Here is a 13,676-nt window from a genome sequence, read left to right as displayed (position 1 = left end):
ATTTTCATAGTCTAGGCCGTCTGGCCCTGCTCCTGGATCACCTTGAAGACTGCACCCGTGGGATCGGACAACGTTGCCAGGCGGCCGAAGGGCGTCTCTTCGGCGGGTTCCATGACGGTGGCGCCCAAGGCCGCAGCCTGCTCAACGGTGGCATCGGTGTCCGCCACCGCGAAATACACGCTCCACATGGAAGGGACCTGCGGGGGGAGGAAGCCGGAGGCATCCATGATGCCGGCCTGCGCGTTGTCTCCCGAGCCGAGGGTGGTGTACCGGAACTCAGGGGTGTCGCTCATGACGTCCGTTTCCCAGCCGAACACCTTCTGGTAAAAGGCGACCGCGGAGTCGTAATCCTTGGAGAGGAGCTCATGCCAAGCCGGAGCGCCGGCCTCGGCTGCGATCTCATAGCCCTTCATCTCCCCGAATTGCCAAGCACCGATCGAGGCACCCGAAGAGTCACCGTACATGGCCATGCTGCCTTGCTCGGGAACCTCCATCGGTTCCAGGTACACCTGGCCGCCGTTGGCAGCTGCGGCTTCCGTGGTTGCCTTGATGTCATCGGTGCGCAGGTAAGTGGACCACACATCCGGCATGGCTCCCATGTCCTCCTGCTTCTGCATGATCCCTGCAACCATCCGGCCGTCCTTGGACGCTGTGATGTAGCCGCCGTACTTCTCCTGGTCGCCGGTCTCGAACGTCCAACCGAAAAGGGTGCCGTAGAAAGACTTCGCCTGTTCGGTATCGGAGGTCATCAGGTCGATCCAGCAAGGTGCTCCCGGAGCGATGTCAGGGGTTGGCATAGGTGAGGCTCCTGTTGTTGTTCCGCGATGAAAACCGCGTCTGATGTCGGTCGTGTGGAGACAGTCAGAACACTATGCCGGGGGTCTGACACTTTCAATGATCTGCCGGAAGACGGTTCCCGGAGCGGGGTGGCGAGCAGGTAGCGGAAGCAACAAAAATGCCCCGGGTTGAAGAACCCGGGGCATTCGTTGGCGGAAGGTAAGGGATTTGAACCCTTGGTACGGGGTTACCGCACACTGGTTTTCAAGACCAGCTCCTTAGGCCGCTCGGACAACCTTCCTCGCCTAGTAGTGTTTCATAGGGAGTTGGCTGTTCCAAAACATCACGTCCACCAGTCCCCGTCCCGGGGCCGGCGGACAAGCAAGAAACCGGGAGTTCGTCATGAAAGCCGTCTTTATCCCAGAGCCGGGCGGGCCCGAAGTCCTCGAGGTCCGCGAGGTCCCCTCTCCGGTGCCGGGCGATGGCGAGGTACTGATCGACGTCGTTGCTGCGGGCCTGAACCGTGCGGACGTCCAGCAGCGCCGCGGCTTCTATCCACCGCCGCCCGGGGCATCGGAAATCCCCGGACTCGAGGTTTCCGGTCGGATCTCCGCCTTCGGCCCCGGCGTTACCAAGGCCTTCTCCGTGGGGGACAAGGTAGTGGCGCTGCTTTCCGGCGGCGGCTACGCCCAACAGGTGGCGGTTCCTGCCGAACAGGTACTCCGCGTTCCTGAAGGCGTGGACCTGATCACCGCAGCTGCCCTGCCGGAGGTTGCCGCGACCGTGTACTCGAACCTCATCATGACGGCCCAGCTGCAACCCGGCGAGACGGTGCTCATCCACGGCGCCACCGGCGGAATCGGCACCATGGCCATCCAGCTCGCGAAAGCCTACGGTGCCACAGTTGCGGCAACTGCGGGGTCGGATGAAAAAGTCGGCACGGCCAAGGCGTTCCTCGGGGCCGACATCGCCATCAACTACACCGAAGAAGACTTCGTTGAAAGCCTCAAGGCACAAAACGGCGGCAAAGGCGCGGACGTTATCCTCGACGTCGTGGGTGCCAAGTACCTCCAGCAGAACGTCGACGCGCTCGCTGAGTACGGCAGGCTCATCATCATCGGGCTGCAGGGCGGCGCCAAGGCGGAGATCAACCTGGGCCAGCTCCTCAGCAAGCGTGCAGCCGTGATCGGCACAGCCCTCAGGCCCCGTTCGGTTGCCGAAAAAGGCATCATCATGACGGCGGTGCGCGAGTCCGTGTGGCCCATGGTCACCGACGGTCGTATCACGCCGCTCGTCGCCAAGACTTTCCCGCTGGACCAGGTCCGCGAAGCGCATGAGTACTTCGACTCGGGGGAGCACGTGGGCAAGGTCCTCTTGCTCCTCTGACATTCCAGCCAACCCGCAGCAAGGAGCTCCATGTCCATCCGGCACAGCCTTCTGGCCCTGCTCCAGGACCAGCCCAGGTATGGCTATGAGTTGCGTGTCGAATTCGAGGACCGGACCGGCGCCGCCTGGCCGCTGAACATCGGCCAGGTTTACACCACCTTGGACCGGCTTGAGCGCGACGGCCTGGTCAGCAAGGACGGCGACGACGGCGGCGGGCACGTCATCTACAGCATCACTGAAGCTGGGGTCGCGGAAGTCGCGGCGTGGTTTTCCGGGGCTGTCGACCGGGGAAATCCGCCGCGGAACGAGATCGCCATCAAACTCGCGCTCGCCGTGACCATGCCCGGGGTGGATGCCGCTGCGGTGATCCAGTCCCAGCGCGAAGTTTCCGTCAAGGCGCTGCAGGAGCACACCCAGGCGCGCAAAGCGGTCTCGGCCAACCAGCGCTCAGCAGACACGGCGTTCCTGCTGGTGCTCGATTCCCTGGTGTTCCAGGCAGAGGCCGAAGTCCGGTGGCTGGACCTGTGCGAAGCCCGCATGGTGCAGAGCCTGGGCAAGGGCGGGTCAAGCACCGCTGGTGCCAGCTAGCTGTACAACCGGCCCACCGTTTGCCGCAGGCAGGCTACCGCTCAGCGCAGCCAACGGATCCGGCGGTGAGTACGGCCACTTCCCGGGGAACCTTATTGCTAACTTGCCCGTGACGCACGTCCGAGCCAAGGCAGCGCAGCAGTTCTCAAGGAGGAGATATGGGCAAGAATCCTGACCAGACCGGACTCATGGAAGGACTTGATCCTACGCTGCCTGCACCCGCGGTGGACCATTCCGCCCGGGACGCCGAGGAACGCAAATGGACTCCGGCGAAAATCGGTCTTTGGGTGGCGATTTCGCTGCTCGGTGCAGTGGCGTGGTTCATGCTCGCCCTGGTTCGCGGCGAGACGGTGAATGCCATCTGGTTTGTCTTCGCCGCAGTCTGTACCTACCTCATCGGCTACCGCTTCTATTCGAAGGTCATTGAACGCTACCTGCTGAAGCCGGATGACCGAAGGGCTACGCCCGCCGAGTACAAGGCCGACGGCAAGGACTACGTCCGCACGGACCGGAACGTCCTGTTCGGGCACCACTTCGCGGCGATCGCCGGTGCAGGCCCCTTGGTGGGTCCGGTCATCGCGGCGCAGATGGGTTACCTTCCAGGCACCATCTGGATCATCATCGGCGTCGTGTTTGCCGGTGCCGTGCAGGACTATCTGGTGATGTTCTTCTCGATGCGTCGAGGCGGCCGGTCCCTGGGCCAGATGGCCCGTGAGGAACTGGGAGTCATTGGCGGTACAGCGGCCTTGATCGCAACGTTGCTGATCATGATCATCATCGTGGCCATCCTTGCGCTGGTAGTGGTCAATGCCCTGGGTGAGAGCCCGTGGGGCGTCTTCTCCGTTGGAATGACCATCCCGATTGCGCTGTTCATGGGCGTGTACCTTCGGTTCATCCGGCCCGGCAAGGTGATGGAGGTTTCCATCATTGGTTTCGTGCTGCTCATGGCGGCCATCATCGGCGGCGGTGCGGTGGCTGGTACCGAGTGGGGTGCGGCATTCTTCCACCTGGACAAGGTGACCATCGCCTGGGGCCTGATCATCTACGGATTCATTGCCGCGATCCTGCCCGTGTGGCTGCTGCTCGCGCCGCGCGACTACCTTTCCACGTTCATGAAAATCGGCGTGATCGTGATGCTGGCCCTCGCCATCATCGTTGTGCGGCCGGAAATCACCGTCCCTGCCTTCAGCGAGTTCGCGGGCCGCGAGAACGGCCCGGTGTTCTCCGGCGCGCTGTTCCCGTTCCTGTTTGTCACGATTGCCTGTGGTGCCTTGTCCGGTTTCCACGCCCTCATTTCCTCGGGGACCACGCCCAAGTTGATCGAGAAGGAACGACAGACCCGTTTCATCGGGTACGGCGGCATGCTGATGGAGTCGTTCGTGGCCATCATGGCGCTCGTGGCTGCAATCTCGATTGACCGCGGCATCTACTTCGCCATGAACGCGCCCCTGGCACTGACCGGCGGCACGGTGGAGTCAGCCGCCACCTGGGTGAACAGCCTGGGCCTGGCCAACGTGAACATCACCCCGGACGTGCTGGCCCAGACGGCCAAGGACGTGGGCGAGGAAAGCATCATCTCCCGCTCCGGCGGTGCCCCGACGCTGGCAGTTGGCTTGGCGCACATCATGCAGCAGTTCATCGGCGGTCCCGCCATGATGGCGTTCTGGTACCACTTCGCCATCATGTTCGAGGCGCTCTTCATACTTACCGCCGTGGACGCCGGAACCCGCGTTGCCCGGTTCATGCTGCAGGATTCCATCGGCAACTTTGTTCCCAAGTTCAAGGAAGCTTCATGGCGCCCCGGTGCCTGGCTCTGCACGGCCATCATGGTGGGTGCCTGGGGCGCTGTGCTGTTGATGGGTGTGACGGATCCGCTGGGCGGCATCAATACGCTGTTCCCGCTGTTCGGCATCGCCAACCAACTGCTGGCAGCCATCGCCCTGGCGGTGTGCCTGGCCATCGTGGCCAAGCGGGGCACGTTCAAGTGGCTGTGGATCGTGGCCGTCCCGCTGGCTTTCGCGGCTGTCGTCACCATCACTGCCAGCTTCCACAAGATCTTCTCCCCGGTACCGGCCGTAGGCTATTTCGCCAACAACCAGGCATTCTCCAAGGCACTTGCTGATGGCAAGACGGAGTTCGGCACGGCCAAGAGCGTCGCGGCCATGGAAGCTGTCGTCCGGAATACGGCCATTCAGGGATGGTTGTCGGTGATCTTTGTGGTCTTGAGCATCATCGTGATCCTCACGGCCCTGATCGCCACCGTCAAGGCCATCCGGGCCGGTGGGGGACAGGATCATGAAGATCCTGCCGTGCCGTCCAAGGTGTTTGCTCCTGCAGGACTCCTTCCCACCCCGGCTGAGAAAGCGCTGCTCGCCGAATGGAACGCGTTGCCTGCTGACAAGCGCACCCACAAGGCGGGGCATCACTGATGAACGCGGTCACCAGGGGCTTTCGGGGCTTTGCCGCATACATGGGTTCGCTTATGGGCGCTGACGCGTACACGAAATACCTTGAGCACTTCACCGCCTCCGGCCACGCCGGTCCCGCCATGACCGAACGCGAGTTTTGGCGGGACCGGATGGACCGGCAGGACAGCAATCCCCAGGGCCGCTGCTGCTGAGCTGTAGTTTCGCTACGAACGAAGTCCAAAATCCGGCTGTGGCCGGAGGTTCACGGGAAGCACATGAGAGTATGAACGAATGAGCGATCTGAACGACATTCAGCCCACGGATGAGGCTTCGGACGACACTCCCGTGGAAGGAACCACACTGGACGGGGATGCGGCTGCGCCCAATGGCGGGCAATCCCCGCAGGGCGAGGCAGCGAACGACGTCAAGCCCAAGCCCAGCAACCTTCAGGAACTGGTGGACGAGCCTGCCAAGGTGATGCGGATCGGCACGATGATCCGTCAGCTTCTGGAAGAAGTTAAGAGCGCCCCGCTTGATGATGCAGCGCGCGGTCGCCTCGCCGAGATCCACGAGCGGTCCATCAAGGAGCTCGAAGATGGGTTGGCACCTGAGCTCATTGATGAGTTGGAACGCATCAGCCTCCCGTTTCCCGAGGACAAGGCCCCCTCGGACGCTGAGCTTCGCATCGCACAGGCCCAGCTGGTGGGCTGGTTGGAAGGGCTGTTCCATGGCATCCAGGCAGCCATTGCCGCCCAGCAGGCAGCGAAAGAACACGCTGCCGCGCAAATGCAGCTTCGGCAGCTGCCCCCGGGTACGGTCATCGCGCCGGGCATCATCATTGGCGAAAACGGGCAACCTCAGCGGGCTGCTGCGCCCGGGGCTTCGGGTGCTGCTTCCAATGGACGCCCGGAAGATCCCGACCACGGCCCGGGCCAGTACCTCTGAGTTCGCGGGTGGGTTTCTTTGGGGCCGTCCGGCAGGGACGGAAGGACGATCTTGAGCTCGGCAAGGGCCTGTGGCGCCGCGCCCACGACCGCTTCCATCGCGGGCTGGACCGTTATCACCAGGTCCTTGAAGGCGTGGACGACGAGCAGCTCTACAACGAGCTTGTGGAGATCGCCAATGAACTGGCGGGGTTGTCCCCACGGGTGCGGAGCATCTGCGTAGAGGCCCAAAAGCGCTCGCCCAGCGATGGGCTGGACGTGCCAGGAGCGCTCGCGGGCGTGCACCGGGCGCTGTCCAAAGCCGGCAACTCGCTCGCCACCACGGCTGAGGCTGCGGCGATGTTGCGTCTGGCTGTAGGTCCTGTACCGGTCGGTGCATTATCCGTGCGGCGCCGTGCTGAGTCCGTCTTCGAGCAGGTGGCCGACGCGGAGCGCCAACTCAATCCCTGATGCGGAAACCAAGTAATCGGAAGTGATCCGGAAATAAGGCAGGCGTTGACAACTACACGCGTGCGCCCCTATTCCCTGCATGCAAGAAGTTAAGCGGATAGCTGATCTTCGTCATAATCGGCCCATGACCCAGGCGGTAGCTGGCAGGATGACAACCATGACTTCGTCACCAGAACTTACTTTTAACGACGGCAACACCATCCCCCAGCTCGGCTACGGGGTATGGCAGGTTGAAGACGATGTAGCCGAAAAGGTAGTACGCCAGGCTTTCGACGCCGGGTTCCGCCACATCGATACCGCAAAGATCTACGGCAACGAGGCCGGCGTTGGCCGTGCCATCGCCTCTTCGGGCCTCTCCGCCGAAGAAATTTTCATCACCACCAAGCTGTGGAACGCGGACCAGGGCTACGAATCCACCCTGGAGGCCTTCGAGAAGTCACTCGACCGCCTTGGCCTGGAAACCCTGGACCTCTACCTCATCCACTGGCAGCAGCCCAAGCAGGAGAAGTACGTCGATACGTGGAAGGCCCTCATCGAGCTCAAGAAGCGCGGACGGGTGAAGTCCATTGGTGTCTCCAACTTCACCAAGGAAGGCCTGCAGCACATCATCGATGAAACCGGCGTCGTTCCGGCCATCAACCAGGTTGAACTGCACCCCTTCTTCAACCAGGCCGAATTGCGCGAATTCAACGCCTCCAAGGGCATCCTCACGCAGGCATGGTCCCCGCTGGGCCAGGGTGGCGAGCTCCTGGAGAGCGCCACGATTGCTGAGATCGCAGCCAAGCATGGTGCCACGCCGGCGCAGGTTGTCATCGCATGGCACCTGGCCATCGGCAACGTCGTGATCCCCAAGTCGGTCACGGAGTCCCGCATCCAGGAGAACTTCGCAGCCCTGGACGTCACGCTGGACGCCACCGACGTCGAGGCCATCAACAGCCTGGACCGCGGCGCTGAAGGCCGCATCGGCCCGGACCCGGCAGTCTCCGACTTCGCCTAGGCCCCGCGCCTTACTCAGGTGCCCCGCTCCCTTCCGGGGGCGGGGCACCTGGCGTTTCACCTGATGGGCGCGAGGGTGGTCACTGAGAAGGGCACTTCCAGCAATGTCTTTACCGCTTCCACAAAGTCCTTCACATGCTGTTGCCGGTTGTGGGCTTCGAGATCCTCGGCACTTGCCCAGCCTTCAAACATGACGAAGGTGCCGGGCTGCTGCCCATCGGCGAAAACGGTGTACTCCAGGCAGCCCTGGTCCTTGCGGCTGTTCGTCTGCAGTGAGCTGAGGACTCCTTGCAGCTCGCTTTCGCGTCCTGCTTTGGCGATAAATACCGGCATGAGCCACACTTCTGCGGGCTCTTTGTGGGTTGGGCTGGTCATTCTTGTTTCCTTGATGATGGGCCGGAGGGGCCGGGAGGGACGGAACTTCGCCGTCCCTCCCGAAAGGGATCAATCGGTGATTTGTGGAACCTCAACCCAGGACTCTTTGGCCGCGGATTCGACGATCGCGTCATCGATGAGGGCGACTTGGTAGCCGTCGGCGAAGTTGGGGCTAACGCTTCCGCCTTCGGCGATGGCTTTGAAGAAGTCATGGGCCTCGATGATCTTGGTCTCTCCATAGCCGATGCCCAGGGCCGGAATGGGCCACAGCCCCTCACCGTAGGGGTGGGCCGGGCCTGTGTAGATGGTCCGGAACCCGCGACGGTCTGCTTGGTCTGAAGCGAAGCAAACCTGGAGCTCGTCGCGCCGCTCGTAGTTGAAGACGATGCTGCCTTCGGTTCCATGGATTTCGAAGGTGATGTAGTTGTTCCTGCCGTGCGCGTTGCGTGTGGCTTCGACCGATCCAACCGCTCCATTTGCGAAACGGATCATGGTCATCACTTCGTCGTCGACGTCAACCGGGCCCTTCGGGCCCTCTCCGCCGCGCACGGTGCCGAGGGCATCGGCCCCGCCGGATTGGAGCGGCCGCTCGGGGATCCACGTCGACAGGACTGCGTTGACGGCGCTGAACTCTCCCACGAGGTACCGCGCCATGTCTATGACGTGGGTCGCGATATCGCCAAGCGCGCCGGAACCTGCGATGGACTTCTGGAACCGCCATGACAGCGGCGAGTCCGGGTCGGCGCTCCAGTCCTGGAGATAGGTTCCGCGGAAGCTGAGGATCTGGCCAATGGCACCTTCTTCGATGTACTTCTTTGCCAGTGCAACGGCTGGGGTGCGCCGGTAGTTGAAGGCGACCATGTGGACGATGTCCTTGTCCTTGACGGCGTCATACATGGCCTTGGACTCTTCGCCGGTGCGTGCGAGGGGCTTCTCGCAAATGATGTGCTTGCCCGCCTCGGCGGCGGCGATGGCGATTTCGGCGTGAAGGTGGTTCGGCGTCGCGATGTCGACGACGTGAATGTCGGGATCGTCGATGATGGACCGCCAGTCCGAGGTCGAGTTCTCGAAACCGAAGCGCCTGGCGGCTTCTGCGGCCAGCTCGGGGTTCGCCTCGGCGATGACTTTGCGGACCGGCAATGCCGGGGCAGGCCAGAAGAACATGGGCATGGCGGCATAGGCCAAGGAGTGGGCCTTGCCCATGAAGCCTCCACCAATGAGGCCAACGTTGAGGTGTTGCATGTGGATCAGGTCCTTCCGTAAGGATTGCTTAGAGGAGTGTCTCGAGGTATTTCTTGCTGATTTTTGCTGCTTCGGCGGGGTCGCCGTCGTAGTTGTCGAGTTCGACCATGAGCCAGCTGTCGTAGGCGCTCTCCCGGATCGCAGCGATGATGTCCGGGAAATCGAGCTCACCTTCGCCCAGGGGGAGGAAGTTGAACGGGTCTTGTTGGAAGTCCTTGAGGTGGACATGCTGGATTCTGTCGGAGTACTTGCGGATAACCGCGGCCGGGTCCGCCCCGCCTGCCGCAAGGTGCGCCGTGTCCGGGCAGAACCCGATCCTGGTCAGCGGCATGAGCTTTTCCAGCTCGTCCGGGCTCTCCACGATGGTGCTGAGGTGCGGGTGGTAGCTCGCGGACAGGCCGAAGCTCTCCGCGATGTCCGCTACGCGGTCCAGCGCCTGGCCCAGCAGGTAATAGTCCTGTTCGGTGGTTCCAGCAGCCCGGCGCGCGCCGCCGCCAACCACCAGCCGTTCAGCTCCGAAGTTCGCAGCCAGTTCTGCGGCCTTGTGGATTCGGTGCATCTCGTCGGGAAGGATGTCGGCGTAGATGAAGTTGGCCCCCGTGTAGACACTCGTCAGCACGACTCCGTTGCTGCTGAGGATCTCTTTGAGTTCCTCCGGCTTGTCGGCATATTCGACCAGGTTTCCGTCGAACATCTCCACGCCCTCATAGCCGACGGCGGCGATGTCACGCACGGCGTCGCGCATGGATCCGTGGGTCATGTAGAAAAGGTCCTTGACGCTGGTCACGCCTTGCGGGTGTCCGACGACCCCGCCCCAGGTGATGGAACAGTAACCGAGTTTCATTGCATTTGCCTTTCAACTGCCGGAGAAGAGCTGGGAAAATCGAAGAGGTTGCCGGTGGGAACGTCCACCCATGACTGTCGTGCCGCGGAGGTAACCACTGCGTCCGTGAGGAGTGCTGCCCGGAGGCCATCCCGGAAGGTGGGGAGGCCCTCGGGTTCGTGTCCTTGGACAGCTGCATAGGTGTCAGCGACGAAAGCGTTGAAGCTGTCCTGGTACCCCTGGGGGTGGCCCGCCGGGAGCTTGGCGTAGCGCCCGCCGCCCGGGGTGGAAAGGGTCTCCGGCCCCACAGGAATGTGCGAAGTGGAATCCACGCGTCCGATGTGCAGGGTGTCCGGTGTTTCCTGGTTGAAGCTGAACGATGCCACAGTTCCATCGAAAGAGAACCAGAGGCGGTTTTTTCTTCCTGGACTAACTTGGCTCACCACCAACGAACCGGTGGCCCCCTTGTCGGTTTCGAAGAGCAGTGTTGCCCCGTCCTCAGTTGATACCGGGGACAACTGGCCAAGGCTTTCGCGTTGTTCATGGGCCCGGCTGGTACTGGCCATGATCCTGGAGATGCGGTGTCCCGTGGTGAACTCCATCAGGTCGCACCAGTGCACTCCGATGTCACCGAAGGCCCTGGACGCTCCTCCGAGCTTGGAGTCGACCCGCCAGTTTGTTGCCGCTGCACCTGCCAGCCAGTCCTGCAGATAGGATCCGTGCAGCAGCCAGAGCCGGCCTGCCTCCCCGTTGTGGATGCGCTCGCGGGCCTCCCGGACTGCCGGATAGAACCTGTAGACGAAGGGCACGGCGGTGACCACATTTGCCTGTTCTGCAAGGTCCGTCAGTTCCTTGGCGTCCTCAATGGTGGTGGCCAGGGGTTTCTCGCAGATGACGGCCTTGCCGGCGGCGATGGCCAAGCGTGCAAGGTCCGCATGGGTGGCGTTTGGGGTGCAGATGTGGACGACGTCCACGTCATCGCGGGCAATCAGGGCTTCGGGGGAGACGGCCGCGGCCTGTGCACCCAATCGGGCCACAGCGGCCTCGGCACTGGCCAAACTACTGCCGGCTACTGCACTGACCGTGCTTCCTGCGGCCCGGACAGCATGGGAGTGGACTGTGCCCATGAATCCTGTGCCGATAATCCCGGCACGTGGTGTGGAGGCCATGGACTGTCACTTCTTCCGGGCGAGGGCGACTGCAAGGATGATGATGGCTCCGCGCACTACTTGCTGCTGGCTGCTGTCGAGGCCTGCAAGGATCAGTCCGTTGTTGATCAGGCCGATCAACAGGGCGCCGAAAAGGGTTCCGATGATGGAGCCGAATCCGCCGAAGAGGCTGGTCCCGCCCAGGATGACCGCAGCGATGGCTGAGAGTTCGTCACCGGCGCCCCACTGGAACCGTCCGGACTGGAGGCGACCGGCGTAGAGCATTCCGGCAACACTGGCAACCATGCCGGAGATCAGCAGCACCTGGAACTTGATGCGCTTTGTATTGATGCCAGTGAATTCGGAGGCGTTGCGGTTGCCACCCGTTGCCAGGACCTGCCGGCCGAATTTGGTCCGGTTCAGCACGACGGCGCCGATGGCTACGAAGATGCCGCTCCACACCACAAGGCCCGGAATGGGTCCGAAGTTCCCGGATCCGAACACCGTGTTGAAGGTGTCGTCCAGGATGGGCTGGGGCGCTGAGGCGGTGATCCACTGCGCGACGCCCACGGCAATGCCGAGCATGCCGAGTGTCACGAGGAAGGAAGGGATGCCCAGGAGGCTGACCAGTGCGCCGTTGACCGATCCGACCACGAGGCCCACGGCCAGTCCGGCAAGTATGCCCGGGACCAGGCCCCATTGGGACAGGGCCATAGCGGTGCAAACGCTGGAGAGGCCGGCGACGGATCCCACGCTCAGGTCGATCTCGGCGCAGGCGATGACGTAGGTCATGCCCACTGCGATGACGGTGATGGTGGCCGTCTGCCGGAAGATGTTCAGCAGGTTGTTCGGTGACATGAATCCCTGGTCGCGCAGCAGGACCGCGAAGATCAGGAAGACGACGACGAAGCCGATGTAAATGACGTAGCGCCGCCAGTCGAGGTCCTTCAGGATGGTGCCGACGTTGCGGGGTGCCCCGGTGTCCCGTGGCGCGATGGTGTTTGTCTTGCTCACTGTTCAGACTCCCTGGACTGCAAGTTGTAGATATTCCTCGTCAGCAATGTCGCTGCGGGGGATGTCGCGGATGATGGAGCCGTCCTTGAGGACGAGGACGCGGTCGCTGACCGCGAGTAGTTCGGGATACTCGGAGGAGATGACGATGATGGCTTTGCCATCGCTTGCCAGTTCGCGGATCATGTCCAGGATTTCGCTCTTGGTGCCAATGTCGACGCCGGCCGTCGGCTCATCGAGGATCAGGATGTCGGGATCGGTGCCCAGCCACTTGGCGATGACCACCTTTTGTTGGTTGCCGCCCGAGAGCAGCCGCACGGGCCGGTGGGGGTGGGCGACCTTGACTGCGAACCTCTTGATCAACGACGCGGACAACTCGTTGCCCTTGGCGCCATCAAGAAGGGGGCCACGCTGAATGTGCTTCAGGAGCGGCAGCAGCAGGTTGTCCTGGACCGAGTGTTCCAGGACGAGGCCTTGTGCCCTGCGATCCTCCGGGACAAGGGCGATACCGGCGTTGATGGCCTGCTGCGGAGATGCCAGGGTAACTTTCCTGCCCCGGATGAGGACCTGCCCGCTGTCCAGTTTGTCGATGCCGAAAAGTGCCCGCGCGAGTTCTGTCCGCCCGCTGCCCATGAGCCCGGCCAGGCCGAGGATTTCGCCGGGCCGCAGTGCGAAAGAAACGTCCCGGACCCGTAGGCCCGCGTTCAGCCCGCGCACTTCCAGCAGTGGCTCGACGTCGGTGCCCACATCGTTCCGCGCCCGATAGGAAAGTTGGCCCTCGACCTTCTTGCCCACGATTCCTTCGACGATTTGTTCGGGAGTGACCTTCGTCAGTGGCTCGGTGAAGAGGTGCCTTCCATCGCGCAGGATGGTGATCCGGTCCGCCAACCTGTACACCTCATCCATGCGGTGGGAGATGTAGATGATGGAGATTCCGCGCTGCTTGAGGCGGTCGATCAATTCGAAGAGCGCCTCGGACTCGTGCCGGGCCAAACTTGCCGTGGGCTCATCCATGATCAGCACTTGTGCGTTCTGCGCGAGGGCTTTGGCGATTTCGGTCAGCTGCCAATAGGCGGTGCCAAGCCGCGAGACCTGGGCGCCGGCGTCGACGTCGACCTCCATCTCGGCGAAGACTTCCTTGGCCCGTCGCACCGCGGCGCGGTCATCGATGAGGCCGCCCCGGCCGAGCGGCTCTGCGCCAAGGAAGATGTTCTGGGCAACGGTAAGGCTGGGTACGAGGCTGAATTCCTGGAAAACCATCCCGATTCCGGCGGACTTCGCATCCTGGATCGAGTTGATGGCGGCCGGTTTGCCGCCAATGAGGATTTCTCCGGCATCCGTCTGGTAGACGCCCTGGAGGATCTTCATGAGGGTGGACTTGCCGGCCCCGTTGCCCCCGGCCAGTGCGTGGACCTCGCCCTTGCGGACATCGAAGCCGACATCCTTCAGAACGGACACGCCGTTGAAGGCCTTGGATATCGAGCGCATCTCGACGACATTGTCTGCGGTGTTCATTTCCCGCCCTTTC

Annotated in this window: 14 protein-coding genes and 1 tRNA gene; 7 read left to right on the top strand and 8 right to left on the bottom strand. The window is 62.7% G+C overall.

The window, feature by feature from the left end; translation table 11 throughout:
• Positions 1-11 precede the first annotated feature (11 nt).
• Both AB4Y81_RS12570 and AB4Y81_RS12565 read right to left on the bottom strand, forming a co-directional pair.
• A complete protein-coding gene (locus AB4Y81_RS12570) occupies positions 12-797 on the bottom strand; it encodes a VOC family protein (RefSeq protein WP_018777931.1) in 786 nt (261 codons plus the stop codon).
• A gap of 190 nt (positions 798-987) precedes the next feature.
• Positions 988-1,078, bottom strand: a tRNA-Ser gene (locus tag AB4Y81_RS12565).
• A gap of 101 nt (positions 1,079-1,179) precedes the next feature.
• Here AB4Y81_RS12565 and AB4Y81_RS12560 point away from each other — a divergent pair.
• From AB4Y81_RS12560 to AB4Y81_RS12530, 7 genes are all read left to right on the top strand, one after another.
• On the top strand, positions 1,180-2,163 hold the full coding sequence (locus AB4Y81_RS12560) for an NAD(P)H-quinone oxidoreductase (protein ID WP_039239742.1): 984 nt from the start codon (positions 1,180-1,182) through the stop codon (positions 2,161-2,163).
• Positions 2,164-2,193: 30 nt separating this feature from the next.
• The gene (locus tag AB4Y81_RS12555; RefSeq protein ID WP_055973252.1) at positions 2,194-2,751 is read left to right on the top strand and encodes a PadR family transcriptional regulator; all 558 of its coding nucleotides are present in this window, start codon (positions 2,194-2,196) and stop codon (positions 2,749-2,751) included.
• A 158-nt stretch (positions 2,752-2,909) separates the two neighbouring features.
• Entirely contained in the window at positions 2,910-5,180 is a 2,271-nt protein-coding gene (locus AB4Y81_RS12550; protein WP_039239745.1) for a carbon starvation CstA family protein, read from the top strand.
• Positions 5,180-5,371 carry a YbdD/YjiX family protein gene (locus tag AB4Y81_RS12545; protein WP_018777927.1) on the top strand — a complete coding sequence of 64 codons (192 nt, stop codon included), beginning with the start codon at positions 5,180-5,182 and terminating at the stop codon, positions 5,369-5,371. The genes AB4Y81_RS12550 and AB4Y81_RS12545 overlap by 1 nt, the downstream gene beginning before the upstream one ends.
• A gap of 79 nt (positions 5,372-5,450) precedes the next feature.
• Positions 5,451-6,104, top strand: a complete 654-nt coding sequence (locus AB4Y81_RS12540) for a bacterial proteasome activator family protein (RefSeq protein ID WP_039239748.1) — start codon at positions 5,451-5,453, stop codon at positions 6,102-6,104.
• A gap of 8 nt (positions 6,105-6,112) precedes the next feature.
• On the top strand, positions 6,113-6,553 hold the full coding sequence (locus AB4Y81_RS12535; RefSeq protein ID WP_416429541.1) for a hypothetical protein: 441 nt from the start codon (positions 6,113-6,115) through the stop codon (positions 6,551-6,553).
• 157 nt (positions 6,554-6,710) lie between these two features.
• Complete coding sequence (locus AB4Y81_RS12530; protein WP_055973260.1) at positions 6,711-7,550, top strand: aldo/keto reductase; 840 nt, start codon at positions 6,711-6,713, stop codon at positions 7,548-7,550.
• A 56-nt stretch (positions 7,551-7,606) separates the two neighbouring features.
• Here the strand turns inward: AB4Y81_RS12530 and AB4Y81_RS12525 are convergent, their stop codons facing one another.
• From AB4Y81_RS12525 to AB4Y81_RS12500, 6 genes are all read right to left on the bottom strand, one after another.
• Positions 7,607-7,924 (bottom strand): putative quinol monooxygenase, encoded by a 318-nt coding sequence (locus tag AB4Y81_RS12525; protein WP_018777923.1) that lies wholly within the window; start codon positions 7,922-7,924, stop codon positions 7,607-7,609.
• 69 nt (positions 7,925-7,993) lie between these two features.
• Positions 7,994-9,166 (bottom strand): Gfo/Idh/MocA family protein, encoded by a 1,173-nt coding sequence (locus AB4Y81_RS12520; RefSeq protein ID WP_441996009.1) that lies wholly within the window; start codon positions 9,164-9,166, stop codon positions 7,994-7,996.
• A 28-nt stretch (positions 9,167-9,194) separates the two neighbouring features.
• On the bottom strand, positions 9,195-10,010 hold the full coding sequence (locus AB4Y81_RS12515; RefSeq protein WP_110505053.1) for a sugar phosphate isomerase/epimerase family protein: 816 nt from the start codon (positions 10,008-10,010) through the stop codon (positions 9,195-9,197).
• On the bottom strand, positions 10,007-11,158 hold the full coding sequence (locus tag AB4Y81_RS12510) for a Gfo/Idh/MocA family protein (RefSeq protein WP_413303775.1): 1,152 nt from the start codon (positions 11,156-11,158) through the stop codon (positions 10,007-10,009). Before AB4Y81_RS12510 ends, AB4Y81_RS12515 begins: the two co-directional genes overlap by 4 nt.
• Positions 11,159-11,164: 6 nt before the next feature.
• A complete protein-coding gene (locus AB4Y81_RS12505) occupies positions 11,165-12,151 on the bottom strand; it encodes an ABC transporter permease (RefSeq protein ID WP_039239756.1) in 987 nt (328 codons plus the stop codon).
• A gap of 3 nt (positions 12,152-12,154) precedes the next feature.
• The gene (locus AB4Y81_RS12500) at positions 12,155-13,663 is read right to left on the bottom strand and encodes a sugar ABC transporter ATP-binding protein (protein ID WP_018777918.1); all 1,509 of its coding nucleotides are present in this window, start codon (positions 13,661-13,663) and stop codon (positions 12,155-12,157) included.
• Positions 13,664-13,676: the final 13 nt, after the last annotated feature.

Origin of the sequence: Paenarthrobacter sp. TAF1 (genome assembly GCF_052113825.1) — a bacterium.
In the GTDB taxonomy this organism is placed as follows: Bacteria; Actinomycetota; Actinomycetes; order Actinomycetales; family Micrococcaceae; genus Arthrobacter; species Arthrobacter nicotinovorans.
This window is presented reverse-complemented; position numbering and strand designations above follow the sequence as displayed.